This is a genomic window from Kribbella sp. CA-247076 (assembly GCF_050942445.1).
Classification (GTDB): domain Bacteria; phylum Actinomycetota; class Actinomycetes; order Propionibacteriales; family Kribbellaceae; genus Kribbella.
Map to the genome: position 1 here is coordinate 7,174,051 of NZ_CP192051.1, position 18,199 is coordinate 7,192,249.

At 70.0% G+C, this 18,199-nt stretch carries 20 protein-coding genes; 10 read left to right on the forward strand and 10 right to left on the reverse strand.

Annotated elements, in window-relative coordinates:
* The first annotated feature begins 41 nt into the window (after positions 1–41).
* Complete coding sequence (locus tag ACQPYZ_RS34260) at positions 42–782, forward strand: DedA family protein (protein WP_433163318.1); 741 nt, start codon at positions 42–44, stop codon at positions 780–782.
* Between the two features lie 36 nt (positions 783–818).
* Here the strand turns inward: ACQPYZ_RS34260 and ACQPYZ_RS34265 are convergent, their stop codons facing one another.
* The 5 genes from ACQPYZ_RS34265 to pyrE all read right to left on the reverse strand — a co-directional run bounded on the left by ACQPYZ_RS34265 (position 819) and on the right by pyrE (position 6,695).
* Positions 819–1,229 (reverse strand): hypothetical protein, encoded by a 411-nt coding sequence (locus ACQPYZ_RS34265; RefSeq protein ID WP_433163319.1) that lies wholly within the window; start codon positions 1,227–1,229, stop codon positions 819–821.
* A gap of 105 nt (positions 1,230–1,334) precedes the next feature.
* Entirely contained in the window at positions 1,335–4,319 is a 2,985-nt protein-coding gene (locus ACQPYZ_RS34270; RefSeq protein ID WP_433163321.1) for a BTAD domain-containing putative transcriptional regulator, read from the reverse strand.
* 217 nt (positions 4,320–4,536) lie between these two features.
* Positions 4,537–5,394 (reverse strand): LemA family protein, encoded by an 858-nt coding sequence (locus ACQPYZ_RS34275; protein WP_433163324.1) that lies wholly within the window; start codon positions 5,392–5,394, stop codon positions 4,537–4,539.
* Between the two features lie 39 nt (positions 5,395–5,433).
* The gene (locus ACQPYZ_RS34280; RefSeq protein WP_433163326.1) at positions 5,434–6,150 is read right to left on the reverse strand and encodes a hypothetical protein; all 717 of its coding nucleotides are present in this window, start codon (positions 6,148–6,150) and stop codon (positions 5,434–5,436) included.
* Positions 6,150–6,695 carry an orotate phosphoribosyltransferase gene (gene pyrE / locus ACQPYZ_RS34285; RefSeq protein ID WP_433163328.1) on the reverse strand — a complete coding sequence of 182 codons (546 nt, stop codon included), beginning with the start codon at positions 6,693–6,695 and terminating at the stop codon, positions 6,150–6,152. Before pyrE ends, ACQPYZ_RS34280 begins: the two co-directional genes overlap by 1 nt.
* 140 nt (positions 6,696–6,835) lie before the next feature.
* Between pyrE and tdh the strand changes: the two genes are divergently transcribed.
* From tdh to ACQPYZ_RS34315, 6 genes are all read left to right on the forward strand, one after another.
* On the forward strand, positions 6,836–7,885 hold the full coding sequence (gene tdh / locus ACQPYZ_RS34290) for an L-threonine 3-dehydrogenase (protein ID WP_433163330.1): 1,050 nt from the start codon (positions 6,836–6,838) through the stop codon (positions 7,883–7,885).
* Between the two features lie 11 nt (positions 7,886–7,896).
* Positions 7,897–9,066: a glycine C-acetyltransferase gene (locus ACQPYZ_RS34295; protein ID WP_433169828.1), complete on the forward strand. Its 1,170-nt coding sequence runs from the start codon at positions 7,897–7,899 to the stop codon at positions 9,064–9,066.
* A gap of 47 nt (positions 9,067–9,113) precedes the next feature.
* Positions 9,114–9,389, forward strand: coding sequence for a ribbon-helix-helix protein, CopG family (locus ACQPYZ_RS34300; protein WP_433163332.1), 276 nt, complete (start codon positions 9,114–9,116; stop codon positions 9,387–9,389).
* A complete protein-coding gene (locus tag ACQPYZ_RS34305) occupies positions 9,389–9,799 on the forward strand; it encodes a type II toxin-antitoxin system VapC family toxin (RefSeq protein WP_433163334.1) in 411 nt (136 codons plus the stop codon). Before ACQPYZ_RS34300 ends, ACQPYZ_RS34305 begins: the two co-directional genes overlap by 1 nt.
* Before the next feature lie 31 nt (positions 9,800–9,830).
* A complete protein-coding gene (locus ACQPYZ_RS34310; RefSeq protein ID WP_433163336.1) occupies positions 9,831–10,916 on the forward strand; it encodes a winged helix DNA-binding domain-containing protein in 1,086 nt (361 codons plus the stop codon).
* A 62-nt stretch (positions 10,917–10,978) separates the two neighbouring features.
* Positions 10,979–11,803 carry an aldo/keto reductase gene (locus ACQPYZ_RS34315; protein ID WP_433163338.1) on the forward strand — a complete coding sequence of 275 codons (825 nt, stop codon included), beginning with the start codon at positions 10,979–10,981 and terminating at the stop codon, positions 11,801–11,803.
* A 56-nt stretch (positions 11,804–11,859) separates the two neighbouring features.
* On the opposite strand, the gene ACQPYZ_RS34320 is transcribed toward ACQPYZ_RS34315, so the two are convergent.
* A complete protein-coding gene (locus ACQPYZ_RS34320) occupies positions 11,860–12,753 on the reverse strand; it encodes a LysR family transcriptional regulator (protein ID WP_433163340.1) in 894 nt (297 codons plus the stop codon).
* A 98-nt stretch (positions 12,754–12,851) separates the two neighbouring features.
* Here ACQPYZ_RS34320 and ACQPYZ_RS34325 point away from each other — a divergent pair, with 98 nt between their 5' ends.
* Together ACQPYZ_RS34325 and ACQPYZ_RS34330 are read left to right on the forward strand one after the other, a co-directional pair.
* Positions 12,852–13,130 (forward strand): hypothetical protein, encoded by a 279-nt coding sequence (locus tag ACQPYZ_RS34325; RefSeq protein WP_433163342.1) that lies wholly within the window; start codon positions 12,852–12,854, stop codon positions 13,128–13,130.
* A complete protein-coding gene (locus tag ACQPYZ_RS34330; protein WP_433163343.1) occupies positions 13,087–14,061 on the forward strand; it encodes a LysR family transcriptional regulator in 975 nt (324 codons plus the stop codon). Before ACQPYZ_RS34325 ends, ACQPYZ_RS34330 begins: the two co-directional genes overlap by 44 nt.
* A gap of 18 nt (positions 14,062–14,079) precedes the next feature.
* Here the strand turns inward: ACQPYZ_RS34330 and ACQPYZ_RS34335 are convergent, their stop codons facing one another.
* Positions 14,080–14,865: a hypothetical protein gene (locus tag ACQPYZ_RS34335; RefSeq protein WP_433163345.1), complete on the reverse strand. Its 786-nt coding sequence runs from the start codon at positions 14,863–14,865 to the stop codon at positions 14,080–14,082.
* 71 nt (positions 14,866–14,936) lie between these two features.
* Complete coding sequence (locus ACQPYZ_RS34340; RefSeq protein WP_433163347.1) at positions 14,937–15,704, reverse strand: SDR family NAD(P)-dependent oxidoreductase; 768 nt, start codon at positions 15,702–15,704, stop codon at positions 14,937–14,939.
* A gap of 52 nt (positions 15,705–15,756) precedes the next feature.
* On the opposite strand from ACQPYZ_RS34340, the gene ACQPYZ_RS34345 reads away from it, so the two are divergent.
* Positions 15,757–16,446 carry a pyrimidine 5'-nucleotidase gene (locus ACQPYZ_RS34345; protein WP_433163349.1) on the forward strand — a complete coding sequence of 230 codons (690 nt, stop codon included), beginning with the start codon at positions 15,757–15,759 and terminating at the stop codon, positions 16,444–16,446.
* On the opposite strand, the gene ACQPYZ_RS34350 is transcribed toward ACQPYZ_RS34345, so the two are convergent.
* Positions 16,404–17,240: a carbohydrate ABC transporter permease gene (locus ACQPYZ_RS34350; RefSeq protein ID WP_433163351.1), complete on the reverse strand. Its 837-nt coding sequence runs from the start codon at positions 17,238–17,240 to the stop codon at positions 16,404–16,406. The two genes, ACQPYZ_RS34345 and ACQPYZ_RS34350, sit on opposite strands and share 43 nt — an antisense overlap.
* Complete coding sequence (locus tag ACQPYZ_RS34355) at positions 17,237–18,199, reverse strand: carbohydrate ABC transporter permease (RefSeq protein ID WP_433163353.1); 963 nt, start codon at positions 18,197–18,199, stop codon at positions 17,237–17,239. The genes ACQPYZ_RS34350 and ACQPYZ_RS34355 overlap by 4 nt, the downstream gene beginning before the upstream one ends.

Below are 18,199 nucleotides of genomic sequence, written 5' to 3' on the forward strand. Positions count from 1 at the left end.
CCAGGAAGCTCTTGCACAGGTTGGGACGCTACCCTGTGCGCGTGCTTTCTCTCGTCGCGATGCTGATGCCGAACTGGATGGACCCGGAATACCTGCTGAACTGGCTGGGCGACTGGTCCCTCTGGGGCACCGCCGCGGTCGTGTTCATCGAGTGCGGACTGCTGTTCCCGATCCTGCCCGGTGACTCGCTGCTGTTCGCCGTCGGCCTGTTCATCGCGCACGGCACGATCGACGTACCGCTGTGGCAGGCGTGCGTGATCCTGACGGTGGCGGCGTTCCTCGGCAACGTGTCCGGCTACTACATCGGCCGGGCGCTCGGGACCACGCTGTTCACCAACCCGAACGCGCGCTTCCTGAAGCCGAAGTACATCGAGCAGACGCACGAGTTCTTCGAGAAGTACGGTCCGCGGGCGCTGGTGCTGGCCCGGTTCGTGCCGATCGTCCGCACGTTCATCACGGTGGTGGCCGGCGCGGGCAAGATGGACCCGCGGAAGTTCTTCGTCTGGACCGGTGTCGGCGCGGTGCTGTGGGCCACCGGCCTCACCCTGCTCGGCCACGCGCTCGGCCAGGTGAAGTTCATCCACGAGCACCTGGAGTCGGCGATCCTGCTGATCGTCCTGATCTCGGTGGTGCCGATGTTCGTCGAGTGGATCATGGCGAAGCGCCGCGCCCGGGCGCAGGCCGCCACCATCGGCGTCACCGAAGCGCCCGCCGAGAGCCTGACCGTGGCGGACACCGGCCTGACCGACTCCGCGGCCAGCACCCAGCGCACCTCCGACTGACCTGTCGAACGGGCGCCTTCGCCCGGAGCGGCCGCGTCAGTGGCCGAAGGGGAAGTGCGGGTTCGACCACACCCAGTCGGTGCTGAGGTCGCTGAGCACGGCGACCTCGACCGGTCCGCGCAGCAACGGGCCGACCACCTGACCGGAGCCGAGTGAGCACGCCACCCGGATCCGGTCAGCCGCCTGGTACCAGACCAGCGCCCCCCGTGGCGCCGCCCCCTCCTGCAGCAGGGCGTGATGGTCGAGCCACCGCACCGCGTCACCCGTGTCGTTCCAGCCACTGTCCTGGGCGTAGCCGAAGGCCATCCGCTGGAACTTCAGCGGCCAGTCCTGCCACGCCGTCGACCCCACCCGTTCCAGTTGCCAGTTCAGCGCGGCCTCGGTGTCGCGCGGGTTCGCCACCCGGGCCGCGATCCGGCGCTCCACAACAACCTCCCCCCAGGCCATGGCAATCTCTCCCCGTTTCCCCCGAAACTGCCAGGCCTGTTGCCGTGGCGGGACCGATCCTGTCCCACCGGGATACACCCGCCGTACATTCGCGGTCGGCGAGAATCAGCCCGCGGCGGTGGTGGTGTCGAAGGTCGCGACCGCCCGCCGGCACTCGGCCGCGCGAACGTCGTTCCCGGCCAGTTGCCAGACCCGCGCGGCGCGGTCGAGAGTACGGCGGGCCGAGTCGAGGTTGCCGGTGGACAGGTAGAGCTGTCCGAGGTGCTGCGCGGCCTGTCCCTCGATGCTGCGATCGCCGAGGCGGTGGCCGATGTCGATCGAGTCGAGCAGCATCTTCCGGGCCGCCGCGACCTCGCCGCGCTCCATCAGCGTGTGCCCGAGGTCGGCCCGGGTGTACGCCGCACAGTGGTCGTCGCCCATACCGATGAAGATCCCCAGCGCCGTTCGTAGCTGCCGGACCGCCTGGTCGTAGCGTCCCTGGACGGACCGCAGTGCCGCGATCCGGCGGCGTACCTTGGCCTCGCGGTGGCTGTCGGCCCGGCGTACGGCGAGCAGGAACGCCTCGGCCAGGTAGCGGCCGGCCGTCGCCGTGTCGCCGCGCGACACCCAGATATTCGCGATCGCGGTCCGGGCCAGCGCCTCGGCGTTCGCGTTGCCGACCTCGACGAACGCCTCGACCGCCTTCTCGTACTGCCGTAGCCCCTCGTCGGGTTTGCCGCGCTCACGCAACCAGGTGCCGAGCCCGACCGCGGCGATGCCCTCGCCGAGGCGCTCGCCGACCTCGGCGGCCTGCTGTGCGGCCGCGTCGAGGTGCCGCCAGGCGGCGTCCCAGTCGTCCTGGTACAGCGCGAGCTGGCCGAGGTTCCGGTGCATGATCGCCTCGCCGCGACGGTCGCCACCCGCCATCGCGCTCAGCAGCCCCTGCTGGTGCGAGCTGTTCCAGTCGTCGAAGCCGGCCCGCATGTCCAGGTACGGCGCCCATGCCGACGCGATCCGCCAGGCGTGGTCGTGCAACCCGTTCTGCGCCGCGGCCCGGATCGCCGGCACGAACGTACTGCGCTCGCTGTCGAACCACGCGATCGCATCGGTCTCGGTGAACGGCGACGGATCCGGCCCGGCGACCGGGCCGGTGTGCTCGAGCACGCCGAAGTACTCGAAGGCCAGGGCCGCGTTGGCCCGGCGCATCTTGGTCAGGATCGCGTCCAGCACGGTGGTCACGTCCCGGACCGCCTGCGCCTGCTGCTCCTCGTCACCGACCCCGATCGCGTGCAGCCGGAGCAGGTCGTGCACGCGATAGCGCGCCGTACCGCGGTGGTCGACCGAGCTGATCCGGACCAGGTTGACCTCGATCAGCCGGTCCAGGCTCCGGCGCACGGCGGCCGGGGACGCGACCGCCTCGAGCGCGCGGGCCGAGAACACGCCGACCGCGAAGTGGCCGATCAGCCGGTAGAGCCGCGCCTCCTCCGGGCTGAGCGCGTCGTAGCTGAGGTCCGCACTCGTCCGGACCGCGAGCTCACCGATGCTCAGCTCGTCCAGCCGCGACGTCTCGTCCCGCAGCCGCCGGGCCAGCTCGCCCGGGCTCAGGTCGGGCCGCTGCGCCAGCCGGCTGCCGACGATCCGGATCGCCAGCGGCAGGTTCCCGCACGCGGACAGGATCTCCTCGGCCGCGGACGACGTCCGGTCGACCCGGCCGGCGCCGGCCACCTGCTCGAGCAGCGCGGCCGCGTCGGCGTCGTCGAAGGTGTCCAGCGGCATGCTGTCCGCGCCGGCCAGGTCCATCAGCCGGTTGCGGCTGGTGACGACGACCGCGGACGCGCCCGTGCCCGGCATCAGCGGCGTCACCTGACTCGCCGTCGCGACGTCGTCCAGGATGATCAGCACCCGGCGGCTGGCCAGCTCGGACCGCAGCATCGCCGACCGCCGCTCGGGATCGGTCGGGATCGCGTAGTCGGGCAGGTTCAGGCTGAGCAGCAGATCGGTGAGCGCGGCCGCCGGATCGCGCGGCTGGATCGCGCCGTGCATGTCCAGGTAGATCTGACCGTCCGGGAACGACTCCCGGACCAGGTGTCCCAGCCGGACCGCCAGCGACGTCTTCCCCGTCCCGGGCGCGCCGGAGATGACTGCGATCGGCGGTCGCACAGGATCGCGGCCGCAGACCAGATCACGCAATTGGTCCAGCTGCTCCTGGCGGCCGCTGAAGTCGGACAGGTCGAGCGGCAACTGGCTCGGCGGACGCGGCGGGTCCATCAGCTCCGGCGCCGCCATCGGCCCCGGCTGTACGGCGTCCTGCCCGGAGCGCTCCGCCGTACGCGCCGAAGGGATGCCCGGGTTGGGCCAGTTGGCGGAGCGGCCCTTCTCCGCGCGGGCACCGGCCGCCTCGAGCTCCGGGCCGGGCTTGATGTCGAGCTCGTCGGCGAGCGTCTGCACGGCCTTGGCGTACGCGGCGCGGGCTTCCCCGACCCGGCCGGCGGCCAGGAGCGCGTCGACCAGGCGGCGCCAGAGCTGCTCGTCGTACGGGTCCTCGGTGAGGCGCGCACTGAGCAGAACGGCCGCACCACTCGCGTCGCCGTGCTCCAGCCGCAGGTCGAGAAGTGTGTCGACCAGTCCGCGGTGCTGTGCCTCCAGCCGGGCGAGCGAGCCTTCCCAGGCGGCCGGGATGGTCAGGTCCTCGAGCGGGCGCCCACGCCAGAGCGAGTACGCCCGGGACAGCACCTGCATGGCCTGGCGGCTGTCACCCGCGTGTCGGAGGTGACCACCTTCGGCGAGCAGTGACTCGAACAGGCTGGCGTCGAGCTCGTCGACGCCGACCTCGATGCTGTAGCCGGCGGCCGAGGTGTCGATCGGGGCCGGTAGTCCGGCGTCCTGCAGTACGCCGCGCAACGCCCGGACGTAGGTCCGGATGTTGGCCGTCGCGGAGCGTGGCGGGCTGCTCTCCCAGAGCGCATCGGCGATCAGATCGGTCGAGACGAACCGGTTCGGGTGCAGCAGGAGCGTCGCCAGCAACTGCCGCGGCTTGGCGGCCCGCAGCGGCTGGCCCTGGACGTGAGCGAGGCGCAGAGGTCCGAGGATTTCGTACCTCAGACTGTCCACACGCCTGCCCTCTCATTCTCGGCCGGGCCCCATCGTGGCATCCCCCTACACCCGCCGTGAAGGCCGATGTACGCCGGATGTATCTCACTGCGGCACTGTTGACCCAGGTACTGGGGGGAGGGCAGGCCTGGGAGCGGCGACTGACCGCCGTCGCGCCCGGGCCTGGCACTGGTCGGGAGTTCGGGGTCGGGGGCCCCGGATCACGGGGAACCGGTGCCTAGTGGCCACCGGTGAACGGCGGCTGTCCGTCCTGTGGGCCGGGGGAACCCGCAGGCGGGCCGCCCACCGGTGGCCCGCCCTGGTACTGCCCCTGACCCGGCTGGCCCTGCCCCTGGCTCGGCTGGCCCTGGTACGGCGGCTGGCCCGGCTGCTGCTGGTAGCCGGGGAACTGCGGCTGACCCTGGTAGTTGCCCTGGTCTCCCGGAAGCTGCGGCTGGATCTGACCGGACGAGTGCGGCCCCGGCTGCATCTGCGGCGGCGCCTGCTCACCGGCGACCGAGCCGATCGTGCCGAACGAGACCTGCGGGACCGAGCGCACCTGCTCGTCGTCCACCTCGAAGTAGCCGGCCTTCTCGAACTTGAAGCCGTTCGCGATCAGGTTCGACGGGAAGGCCTCGACCCGGGTGTTGTAGTCCCCCACGTTCGCGTTGAAGAACCGCCGGCCGGCCGCGATCCGGTCCTCGGTGTCGGTCAGCTCGCGCTGCAGGTTGAGGAAGTTCTGGTTCGACTGCAGCTGCGGGTAGGCCTCGACCGAGATCATCATCTGCCGCAGCGCACCGGACAGCTCGGTCTCCGCCGCCGCCCGCTGCTCCGGCGGGGCGCCCTGGACGTTCACCGCCTGGGTGCGCAGCCGGGCGACCTCCTCGAACACGTGCCGCTCGTGCGCGGCGTACGCCCGGACGGTCTCGACCAGGTTCGGGATCAGGTCGTAGCGCCGGTGCAGCTCGACGTCGATCTGCCGCCAGGACTCCTGGATCAGGTTCCGCTGCTTGACGAACCTGTTGTACGACACGATCAGCGCGATTCCCACGATCACGACGACCGCCACGACCGCGATGACGACGAAGGTCAGCATTCCCCTGCTCCCGAGTGTTGGCGATGCTCAGGTGCGACTCTACGGGTGCCGGGGTCCCTGCAGCCGGGGATCCACGCCCGCGTAGTCCTTCCAGACGTACGGCGGGACCTGCGCGACCACCTGCTGCAGCAGGGACAGCCGGTTCATCACCTCGGCCGGCTCGTGCGCGCCCTGATCCCAGCCGATCAGCGAGTTGCCCTCGATCCGCCAGCCGATCTCACCGCGGGCGAGCAGCAGCTCCATCATCCGGGGCGTCACCACCGCGTGCCCGAAGCGCTCGTCGTCGGCCTTCACCCGGAACGTGCGGTTGAACTGGTCGCTCTCGAACTCGAGGTCGCCGAACCCGAACACGTTCGCCACCGCTCCGCCGAAGATGCCCTCGTGCGTGACCTCGAGGTGCGGCAGCGCCCCGGGCAGTTGCAGCACGACCACGCCGAACTTGTGCGTGGTCGTCGTACGCCGGCCCTTCGAGTTGGTCGAGTGCGTCTGGTAGCTGTAGTCGAAGGCAACCATCGGCCGGCCGTCGAACGCCCCGGACAGCACGTTCTTCACCCGCCAGTTGTCACCGGTGCGGAACGGCGTACCCGCCCAGCGGTGGGCCAGGGAGTCGTCGGCCGGCTGGTACGACCAGCCCTGCTGGGCGGCGAACCCGGCGAACAGTTCGCGGCGCTTCTTCGCCGCCAGGTGGTTGAGGTAGAAGACACCGAGGGCGACGACGAACGCGATCGGGACCAGCAGGACCGGGTTGAAGTCCATCAGCCGAGCCCGAGCTCCTCGAGGCCGAACACGGACCGGTACTCCAGCCCCTCCGACTCCACCTTCTCCTGCGCACCGGTCGACCGGTCGACGATCACCGCGACCGCGACCACCTCGGCCCCGGCCGCGCGCAGCGCCTCGACCGCGGTCAGCACCGAGCCGCCGGTGGTCGAGGTGTCCTCGACCGCGAGCACCCGGCGGCCCTTCACGTCCGGGCCCTCGATCCGCCGCTGCAGACCGTGGGTCTTCTCGGCCTTGCGGACGACGAACGCGTCCAGCCGCCGGCCCTGCTGGGCGGCCGCGTGCAGCATCGACATCGCGACCGGGTCCGCGCCGAGCGTGAGGCCGCCGACCGCGTCGTACTCGAGGTCCTCTGTCAGCTCGAGCATCGCCGGGCCGATCAGCGGGGCCGCGTCCGCGTCCAGCGTGATCCGCCGCAGGTCGACGTAGTAGTCGGCCTCCTTCCCCGACGCCAGCGTCACCCGGCCGTGCACGACGGCCTTCGACTTCACCTGCTCCAGCAGCCCGTCCCGGTCGTAGCTCATAGGCGTCGAGCTTAGATCACGGCGCGGTGCAGGCGGACCGGTGTGCAGATCGGCTGCAAAGGCTGTGTACGACGTGTCGATGGACGCGGGTGGTTGCCCGGGACGACGATGTGGACGATCGTCGAAGGTGGAGGTGTGCGGTGAAGGCGCTCGTCAAGGCCGAGGCGAGACCCGGTCTGTGGTTGCAGGACGTCCCCGAGCCCAAGATCGAGGCCGACGAGGTGCTCGTCAAGGTGCTCCGGACCGGGTTGTGCGGCACCGACCTGCACATCCAGAGCTGGGACCCGTGGGCGCGGAAGAACGTGCCGGTCCCGATGGTGACCGGGCACGAGTTCGTCGGCGAGGTGGTCGAGATCGGCGTCGGCGTCCGCGACGTCGCCGTCGGTGACCTGGTCAGCGGCGAGGGTCACCTGGTCTGCGGCCGCTGCCGCAACTGCCGGGCCGGCCGTCGCCACCTGTGCATCAAGACCCGCGGCCTCGGCGTCCACGTCCCGGGCGCGTTCGCGGAGTACGTCGCGCTGCCGGCGGGCAACGCGTGGGTGCACAAGGACCCGGTCGACCTGGACGTGGCTGCGATCTTCGACCCGTTCGGCAACGCCGTCCACACCGCGCTGTCGTTCCCGCTGGTCGGCGAGGACGTGCTGATCACCGGCGCCGGCCCGATCGGGGTGATGGCCGCGGCGGTCGCGTTGCACGCCGGCGCGCGGAACGTGGTGGTCACCGACCTCTCGGAGTACCGGCTGGACCTGGCCCGGAAGATCGGCGTGACCCGGGCGGTGAACGTCCGCGAGGAGTCGATCGCGGACGCGCAGCAGAGTCTCGGTATGCGGGAAGGGTTCGACGTCGGGATGGAGATGTCCGGGCAGCCGGCGGCGCTGCGGGACATGATCGCGAACATGACCCACGGCGGCCGGATCGCGATGCTCGGGCTGCCGGCGGACGAGATCGCGATCGACTGGAGCACGGTGGTGCTCAACATGCTGACGATCAAGGGCATCTACGGCCGGGAGATGTTCGAGACCTGGTACTCGATGTCGGTGATGCTGGAGCGCGGCCTGGACCTCACGCCGGTGATCACCCACCGGTTCGGGTACGGCGACTTCGAGCGCGCCTTCGACGTCGCCCGGAACGGGCAGTGCGGCAAGGTGATCATGGACTGGACGACGGAATCCCTGGAGGAGAAGCACTGATGTTCGGGCGGATGCGGGACGACCTGACGGCGACCATCGGCGAGATCCGGGACGCCGGGCTGTACAAGTCCGAGCGGGTGATCACCTCACCGCAGCAGTCCCTGATCTCGGTTGCTACCGGCAACGAAGTACTGAACTTCTGCGCGAACAACTACCTCGGTCTGGCCGACCACCCCGACGTGATCGCGGCCGCCCGCGCCGCCCTCGACCAGTGGGGCTTCGGGATGGCCTCGGTCCGCTTCATCTGCGGGACCCAGCAGATCCACAAGGACCTGGAAGAGGCCCTGAGCACCTTCCTCGGCAGCGAGGACACCATCCTCTACAGCTCCTGCTTCGACGCCAACGGCGGGTTGTTCGAGACCCTGCTCGGCGCCGAGGACGCGGTCATCTCCGACGAGCTCAACCACGCCAGCATCATCGACGGCATCCGGCTGTCCAAGGCGCGCCGCTTCCGCTACAAGAACCGCGACATGGCCGACCTGGAAGCCCAGCTCAAGGAGGCGGCCGACGCCCGCTACCGGCTGATCGCCACCGACGGCGTCTTCTCCATGGACGGGTACGTCGCCCCGCTCGACGAGATCTGTGACCTGGCCGAGCGGTACGACGCGCTCGTCATGGTCGACGACTCGCACGCCGTCGGCTTCGTCGGCCCGGACGGTGCCGGGACGCCGTCGCTGTTCGGCGTGAAGGACCGCGTCGACGTGATCACCGGCACCCTCGGCAAGGCGCTCGGCGGCGCCTCCGGCGGCTACGTCTCCGGCCGCCGCGAGATCGTCGAGCTGCTCCGCCAGCGCTCCCGCCCGTACCTGTTCTCCAACTCCCTCGCGCCGTCGGTGACCGCCGCGTCGCTGAAGGCCCTCGAGCTGATCGGCGGCTCGAGCGACCTGCGCGACAAGCTCGCCGCCAACACCCGGCTCTTCCGCACCAGGATGACCGAGGCCGGCTTCGACGTACTGCCGGGTGACCACCCCATCTCCCCGGTCATGATCGGCGACGCCGCCGAAGCCGGCCGCCTCGCCGACAAACTCCTCGACCTCGGCGTCTACGTCATCGGCTTCTCCTACCCCGTCGTCCCCCACGGCAAGGCCCGCATCCGAGTCCAACTCTCCGCCGCCCACTCCACCGAAGACGTAGAACGAGCCATCACCGCCTTCACCCAAGCCCGATCCGCCCTGAGCTGACGACTGCATCGGTACCGGCGTGGCACCACTGCCGGTACCATCGGTGCATGGCGATGAATCTCAGGCTCAGTCCGGAGGCGGCCGCCGCCCTTCAGGCAGAGGCTGAACGCACCGGGCGGTCCCAGCAGGAGATCGTCCGGGAAGCCGTCGGCCGCCATCTGCGGCTGATCGAGGAGGACGACCGCGCCAACGACCGGGAGCGGGCGAGGGCGACGCACTCCGTACGTCCGGCTCGGGTGCCCTACCGAAGGGTCACGCCTCGCCTCCGCTTGCCGAAGGGCACCACCAGCCTCGAGTTGCTCGATCGGGACGACCGCTTCTGATGCGGCTGTACTTCGACAGCAGCGCCCTGATCAAGAGAGTCGTCGTCGAGGACGAGTCGGACGCCGTCGTGGACTTCCTGGACACGCACTGGGAGCAGGGCGACCTGCTGGTGTCGTCGTCGCTCGCCTGGGTCGAGGTTTCCCGGGCGGTGCTCGCACGGGTGAAGTCTCCGGCCGGCGCCGGTGACCTGATCGACGCGGCCCTGTCGGGGATCGACGATCACCAACTGACGGCCGAGGTCGTCAGCGTCGCCCGTCGGATCGGACCGCTCGTCCTGCGCAGCCTTGACGGCCTCCACCTGGCGACGGCTGTCCTGGTCGACGCGGACGTCGTCGTCACCTACGACGACCGTCTGGCGGACGCGTGTCGCCGCAACTCGCTCGCCGTCGAGTCGCCTGGTCGCGGCTGACTTTGTCGGTGTGGGCGGGCAGGATGCCTGCATGGTGGTCTTGAGCGGGCGCGCGGTCAATCGGGCGACGTTGGTGCGGCAGATGTTGGTTGGGCGGGTGGATGTGTCCGCGGTGGAGGCCGTGGGGCGGTTGGTGGGGATGCAGGGGCAGGAGGCCAAGCATCCGTACGTCGGGTTGTGGTCGCGGGTGGACGGGTTCGCCGAGGGGGATCTCGATGCGGCGGTCGAGGGGCGGGAGGTTGTCCGGGCCACGCTCTTCCGGGGGACGTTGCACCTGGTGACCGCGGCGGACTACCTGCGGTTCCGGACCACCCTGGCGCCGGTGCTCGAGGCGGGGCTGCGGATGCTGAAGGAACGGGCCGAGGGGCTCGAGCCGGCGAAGGTCGTCAAGGCGGCGGAGAAGCTGCTGGCCAAGGAGCCGTTGACGTTCACCGACGTGCGGGACGGGCTGCAGCAGGAGTTCCCGGACGTGAACGAGCGGGCGCTCGGCTTCTGCACCCGGATGATGGTGCCGCTGGTGATCTACCCGACCGGCACCCGCTGGGGCTGGCCGGCCAACCCGAAGTTCACTCCGGCCGAGGCCTGGCTCGACGGCAAGCTGCACCCCAAGCCCGTCGCCGAGGAGCTGGTCACGAGGTACCTCAGCGCGTTCGGTCCGGCGACCCCGGCCGATTTCCAGACCTGGTCCGGGCTGCCGAAGGCGAAGCCGGTGTTCGACGGGCTCGAGCTCGAGCAGTTCACCGACGAGGCCGGCAAGACGCTGTACGACGTACCGGACGCGCCCCGGCCGGATCCGGACACCCCGGCGCCGGTGCGGTTCCTGCCGGAGTTCGACAACCTGCTGCTCGCACATGCCAAACGCGAGCGGATCATCGCCGACGAGCACAAGCCGGCCGTGTTCACCAAGAATCTCCGGGTCAAGGCGACGTACACGGTCGACGGCCTGGTCGCGGGCCTGTGGACGGCGGCGAAGAAGCGTGGTGTGGCCACTCTCACGCTCACGCCGTTCGGGCGTACGACGAAGAAGACGGCCGCCGAGCTGGAGCGCGAAGGGTCGGGGCTGCTGCGGTTCCTGGAGCCGGAGGCGAAGACCTACGAGGTGGTTACGGGCGGTTAATGAGGTTGTTGTCACACGTCGGATGACTGGGCCGGACCCGTCCGGACCGGTGGAATAGACGAATGAGCACAGTCCCCACCATCACCCTGGACAACGGCGTCGAGATCCCGCAGCTGGGCCTGGGGGTCTGGCAGGTCGAGGACGAGATCGTCACCGACGTCGTCACCGCCGCGTTCGAGACCGGCTACCGGCACATCGACACCGCCGCCGCCTACGGCAACGAGCCCGGCGTCGGCCGCGCGATCGCCGCCTCCGGCCTGCCGCGTGACGACCTCTTCATCACCACCAAGGTGTGGAACGACGACCAGGGGTACGACTCCACGCTGAAGGCGTTCGACCGGAGCCTGGCGAAGCTCGGCCTGGAGTACGTCGACCTGTATCTGATCCACTGGCAGTCGCTGCAGCGCGACCTCTACGTCGACACCTGGAAGGCGTTCGAGAAGCTGTACGACGAGAAGCGGGTCCGCGCGATCGGCGTGTCGAACTTCCACCAGCCGGCCCTGCAGCGGCTGTTCGACGAGTGCACGATCCGCCCGGCGGTCAACCAGATCGAGCTGCACCCGGAGCTGCCGCAGGACGAGCTGCGCGCGTTCAACGCCGAGAACGACATCGTCACCGAGGCGTGGAGCCCGCTGGCGTCCGGCCACCTGCTGGAGAACGCCGTACTCACCGGGATCGGCGAGAAGTACGGCAAGTCGCCGGCCCAGGTGATGATCCGCTGGCACCTGCAGCTCGGCAACGTGGTGATCCCGAAGTCCAAGACGCCGAGCCGGATCCGGGAGAACTTCGAGGTCTTCGACTTCCAGCTCGACAACGACGACATGGCCGCGATCGCCGACCTCGAAACCGGCACCCGCACCGGCGGCGACCCCGACATCTTCGGTTGACCCGCCGTACACCTCCCCACCCGCCCTTCGGACCGCAGGCCGAGCCGGAGCGGGGGTCAGAGCTGGTCCAGGAAGCGGGCCAGCACTGGTGAGCGGTTGTCGGGGGACCAGGCTGCGGAGAGTTGCCAGGGTGGTAGGTCGTCGGACAACTCGCGGTAGACGACCGCGTCGGGGTTGGTCGGCGGGGTCGGGCCGATGAGCAGGGAGACGCCGAGGCCGGCCGCGACCAGGGAGACGATCGTCTGGACGTCGGCCGCCTCCTGCTCGATCCGGGGCGTGTACCCGGCCGCCCGGCAGTAGCCGACGAGCGAGTCGTGAACGGCGGGACCGCTCGCCCGGGTGTAGAAGACGAACGGGTCGTCGGCCAGCTCCGCGAGCCGGATCCGCTTGCGTCGTACCAACCGGTGTCGCGCCGGGAGGACCACCACGAGCGGGTCGTTCGACACCACCCGGGTGAGCAGGCCTTCGGTGCGGGCGGCCGTCGCGCGCGCGCCCTCCGGCGTGGTCGGGCGCATCAGGCCGACGTCGATCCGGCCGTCGCGCAACGCCTCGGTCTGCCGGATGGTGGTGATGCTCTCCAGGTCGAGCACGACCTCCGGGTACGCCTGCCGGAACGTGCTGAGCAGTCGCGGCAGCACCTCGAACGTGGCCGACTGGACGAACCGCAACCGCAGCGTGCCGAGCTCACCGCGCTGCGTCCGCTGCGCCGTACGGACGGCCTCGTCCGATCTCCGCAGCAGGTCCTGCGCGTCGGCGAGGAAGCTCGCCCCGGCGGCGGTCAGCACGAACCGGCGCTTCACCCGGGCGAACAGCTCGACCCCCAGGTCGTGCTCGAGGGCGGCGATCTGCCGGCTGAGCGACGGCTGGGTGAGATGCAGCCGGGTGGCGGCCCGGCCGACGTTCATCTCCTCGGCGACCACGACGAACGATCTGAGCTGGCGCAGTTCCATCCCTCGATCATGCACCAAACACATCAACTCTGCGAGAAGTTTTCATTGGACGCATGACGGGGTGAGTTCCTACCGTCGAAGGGACGAAAGGAAACACCGTGATCTACGTCCCCTACAACGTGCTCAAGACCATCCACGAGGAGACCCACTCGGCCTTCCCGAACGCACCGATCATCCCGCAGGCGCCGCGCCGCCCCCGCCGCCACCCGATCCGCGCCGTACGCCGTCTGCTCCGCAGCCGGACCGCGCAACCGCAGCCCGCTCCGGTGGAGGCGCGGCCGGCGTTGGCGCTGGTGACCGGTGCCGGGCAGGAGCTGTGCGAAGCTGAGGTCCGTGATCGAGGTACGAAGGTTGCGGGTGCTGCGCGCGCTTGCTGATCACGGCACCGTGACCGCGGCCGCCGAGGTGCTGCACCTGACGCCCTCGGCGGTCTCGCAGCAGCTGGCGGCCCTGGAGTCCGAGGTCGGCCAGGAGCTGCTCGAGCGCCGCGGCCGCCGGGTCGCCATCACCTCGGCCGGCCGCCTGCTGCTCGCCCACACCGACACGATCCTGACCGAGGTCGAACGGGCCGAGGACGCGATGCGGCTGCACGCGAACGGCGTCGTCGGCGAGGTCCGGATCACCGCCTTCTCGACCGCGATCAGCCTGCTCGTCGCCCCCGCCCTGGCCAGGCTCCGGGAGACGAGTCCCGGCCTCGACCTCGTCATCCGCGACGCCGAGGGCCATCAGGGCATCACGCAGTTGCTCGACGGCGACGCCGACATCGCGATCGCCGTCGAGCACCGCGGTTCCCCCCGCCCGGACGATCATCGCCTGGTCCGGATCCCCTTGTACGCCGAGCCGTTCGTCGCCGTCCTCCCGCCGACCCACCCGGCCGCAACGGCCGCCACCGGCGCCACGGCGGCCGCGAGCAGTCCGGGCACCGCGAGCACCCCGAGCACCGCGAGCACCGGAGCAGCCGCGGCCGACCAGATCGAGCTGACGGTGCTGGCCGGTGACGACTGGGTGATGCCGTCGCCGGGCAACCCGATCCGCGACGTCGTCCTGCTGGCCTGCGAACAGGCCGGTTTCGAGCCCCGCGTCGTCCACCAGTCCGACGACTTCCACGCGGTCGCCGCCTTGGTCGCGGCGGGCGGCGGCGTCTCCCTGGTCCCCCGCCTCGCCGTCCCCGCGCTTGCCGTCACCCGCCCGCTGACCGAGCCGGTGCCCACCCGCCGCGTGTACGCCGCCGTCCGCCAGAGCCGGGCCGATCACCCGCTCGTCACCGCGACCCTCGCCGTCCTGACCGAGGTCGCGGAGAAGCTCTGACTCGGCTCCGCCGCAGACTCAGCCCAGCCGAGCGCCCGCGGCGCGGGCGAGCTTCTCGAAGTTGGCCGGCTTGACCCCGTCGCCCATCTCGCGGAACGCGAGCACCGAGACCACGGTGCCCTCACGCGTCACGGCGTACGGGAAGCCACCCGGCTCGCTGCCCGGATCGGACGGGAGCGGGTAGTCGTACCAGCGCAGGATCGCGGTCGCGTCGCCGAGCGGCAGCGTCCGGTTCTCCGTCAGCTTGCGTGCGTGCGTCGGCGCGGGATCGAGCGCCTTGCACGACTTGATGGTCGCGACGATCTTCGCGTACGCCGCCTTGGCCGCGCGGACGTCGTCGTACCGGGTGACCCACTGGCCGCCGGACGCGTCCAGCTCGGTGGTGAAGTTGCGGTTCAGGCTGCCGCGGACCCCGTTGCCGCGCGTCGACGACGGACCGCAGATCGGGTCCGCGGACGCTGTGGTGGCGATCCAGCCGCGGCCGGGATCCGCCTTCGCGACCTCGCTCCCGGTCAGCAGCATCGACGTCCGCAGTCGCACCGACGCCGGCTGCGTGGTCGGTGTCGGCGCCATCGTCGGCGTCTTCACCGGCTCCGGAACCGACCGCTCCGGCGTCGGGCCGGCCGACGTACCGGTCGACTCACCCGGCAACACACTCGGCGACGCGCTGGGCGTCGTACTGGGGCTGCTCACCGCGTTGCCCGCCGGCGTCCCGCCGTCCTCGTTGCCGCAGGCCACCAAACCCAGGGCCGCCACGATCAGCCCCGCAGCGGCGGTCGCCCGCCGCATTCCCCGTCCGTACATGTCTCCAACCTTTCCCCCTCGATGTGCACGTTTTGACGCCGGCACACGCGATTTGGTTGGACTGTGATGCGTCAGCCGCGCCGGCGACCGTCGAGGCCGATGGTGGAGACCCGGGCGAGGAGTGTGCGGGGGGTGTAGCGCGCGGCGGCGGCGAGGACCTTGTAGCGCAGGCTCGGGACCGAGATCGACTTGCCGCGCATCAGGTCCTTCCAGGCGGCGTCGACGAGGTCGGTCGCGTCCAGCCACAGGAACGACGGGATGATCGACTTGTCCATCCCCATCCGGTCGTGGAACTCGGTGTGCACCAGCCCCGGGCACAGCGCCATCACCGCGACGCCCTTGGAGTGCAGCTCGATCGCGAGCCCGGCCGAGAAGGTGGTCACCCACGCCTTGTGCGCGCTGTACCGGCCGCGGTGCAGGAAGCCCGCGATCGACGACACGTTGATCACCGCGCCCGACCCGCGCTCGATCATCGGCAGTACGGCGGCGTGCGTCAGCCGCAGCACGACGCGCACGAGCAGGTCGAACTGCTTCTCCTCCACGTCGACCGGGTTCGCCGAGAACGGCTTCTTCTGACCGAAGCCGGCGTTGTTGACCAGGACCTCGATCGGCCCGGTGCGGAACCGTTCCTCGACCCGGGCGAGGTCGTCGGGATCGGTCAGGTCGGCCACGAGCACCTCGCAGGCCACCCCGTGCAGGCGGGTGAGCTCGGCGGCCGTCTCCTTCAGCCGCGCCTCGTCCCGCGACACCAGCACCAGGTCGTACCCTTCCAGCGCCAGCTTGTCCGCGAACGCCCGTCCGATCCCGGTCGCCGGCCCGGTGATGAGCGCAGTCGCCACGTGTCCCGTCCTCCCGTCGATGACAGCACCAGTCTGTCACTACTCTGGACGCGTGCTGGCGGACATCGACACCTGGGTGCTGGATCTCGACAACACGCTCTACCCCGCCGGCTCGGCGCTGGCCGAGCAGCTGACCCACGGCATCCTCTCCTCGGTGGCCACGCTGTACGGCACCGACGTCGTCGACGCCCGCCGGATCCAGGCCGAGCTGGTCGCGCAGTACGGGACGTCGCTGCGCGGCGCGATGACCACCCGCGACATCGACCCGCACGAGTTCCTCAGCTTCGAACGGCGGATCGACTACACCGTGCTGATCCCCAACCCGGACCTCGCCGCGGCCCTCCGGGCCTTACCGGGTCGCCGGTACGTCTACACGAACGGGTCGGCGTACCACGCCGAGCAGGCGCTCCGGCAGCTCGGACTGACCGCGTGCTTCGACGGAATCTTCGACATCCTCGCCGGCGACCTGGTGCCGAAGCCGTACGAGGAGAGCTTCGACGCGTTCCTCACCCGCTTCGGCGTCGACCCCGGCCGGGCCGCGATGTTTGACGACCTGCCGGTCAACCTCGAGGTCCCGTTCGCCCGCGGGATGGCGACGGTCCTGGTCGGCGGCCCGCCGGAGGCGTCGGCTCCGGGCGGGACGCCGTACCAGCAGGTCGGCGACCGGCAGTGGCAGGTGTGGGACCTGCCCGCCTTCCTTCACTCCTTGACAGCGCCGGCGGTCAGGCCCTCGACGATGTAGCGGCTGGCGACCGCGAACAGGACCATCGTCGGCACGATGCTGAGGACGGCGGCGGCCGACATCGAGCCCCAGTCGATGTTGTAGCTGCTGATGAAGCCGTTCAGCGCGGCCGGGATGGTCTTGTTGCTGTCGCTGTTCAGCAGCGTCACCGACAGGAACAACTCGTTCCAGCAGTTGACGAAGTTGAAGATGTACGACGCCGCGATCCCCGGCGTCATCACCGGCACCAGCACGCGGAACAACGCGGACAGCCGCGAGCATCCGTCCACCATCGCGGCCTCCTCGAGCGAGGCCGGCACGTTCTCGAAGAACCCGCGCAGCATCACCGTGCACAGCGGGATCGACATCGCGACGTACACCAGGACCAGGCCCCAGCGGTTGTCGACCAGGTAGAGCCGGGTCATCAGGATGTAGAGCGAGCCGAGCGCGATGAACCCGGGGATCATCTGCGTCACCAGGAACGCGCCCATCACCGCGCCCTTGGAGACGAACTCGAACCGCGCCAGCACGTACGCCGACAGCAGCGAGACCACCGTGGCCAGGGCTGCCGCGACCGTGGACACGATCAGGCTGTTGCCGACGAAGACCCCGAAGTTCGACTGGTCGAACAGGCCGCGGTAGTTCTCCAGCGACCAGGTGTCCGGCCAGTACCTCAACGGATAGGCGAAGATCGTGCCCGGCTCCTTGAAGGACGTGATCAGGATCCAGTACAGCGGGAACACCGTGAAGACCAGGCAGAGGCCGAGCCCGCCGAACTTCACGATCCGGCCGGCCAGGGTCTCCGAGCGGATCATGCGAGCCCCTTACGTGGTCGGATCGCCAGCAGGTAGAAGACCGCGAACAGCATCAGCACGAACACGACCATCACCCCCATCGCGGACGCGCGGCCGTAGTCACCCTCCTGGGTCACCTGGATCATGTGCGAGGTGACGATGTGCGTCTCGTTCGCCGGACCGCCGCCGGTCATGCCGAAGATGAGCTCGGGCGAGTTGAAGATCCAGATCACCCGCAGCAGCACGGTCAGCGCGAGCGTCGTCCGGATCGACGGGATGGTGATGCTGAACAGCGTCCGGACCTTGCCGGCGCCGTCGATCGCGGCCGACTCGTACAGCTCCTCCGGGACGCCCTGCAGGGCGGCGAGGATCATGATCGCGAAGAACGTCACGCCGTACCAGACGTTCGCGACGATGACGGAGAACATCGCGTACCGCGCGTCCGCGAGCCACGGCACCGGGGCGTCGATCAGCTGCGTCTTCATCAGCAGGTCGTTGACCACGCCGAACTCGCCGTTGAACATCCAGCGGAACAGGATGCCGATCAGGAACCCGGACACCGCCCAGGGGAAGAACACCAGCGCCTGGTAGGCCCCGCGGAAGCGGAACCTCCGGCGCAGCCACATCGCCATCGTGAAGCCGATGAGGAACTGCGGAACGAGCGATCCGACCACCCAGACGACGGAGTTCTTCACCGTGCCGCGGAACAACTCGTCGTCCAGCAGGGCGCGGAAGTTGTCCAGGCCGACCCACGAGGTGTCCGACAGGTCGTTCAGATTGTAGTTCCGGAAGGCCATCTGGATGCCGCTGAGCAGCGGGTAGTACGTGAACAGCCCGACGAACACGAGCGCCGGCAGCATGAAGGCGAACAGCACCAGCGCCGTCCGGCCGGTGAACCGCCGCCGGCCACCGGCCGGGCGGGGACGGTTCCCCGCTCCGGCCGGTGCCGATCTCGCCTGATCAGTGGTGGTCAAGGACAT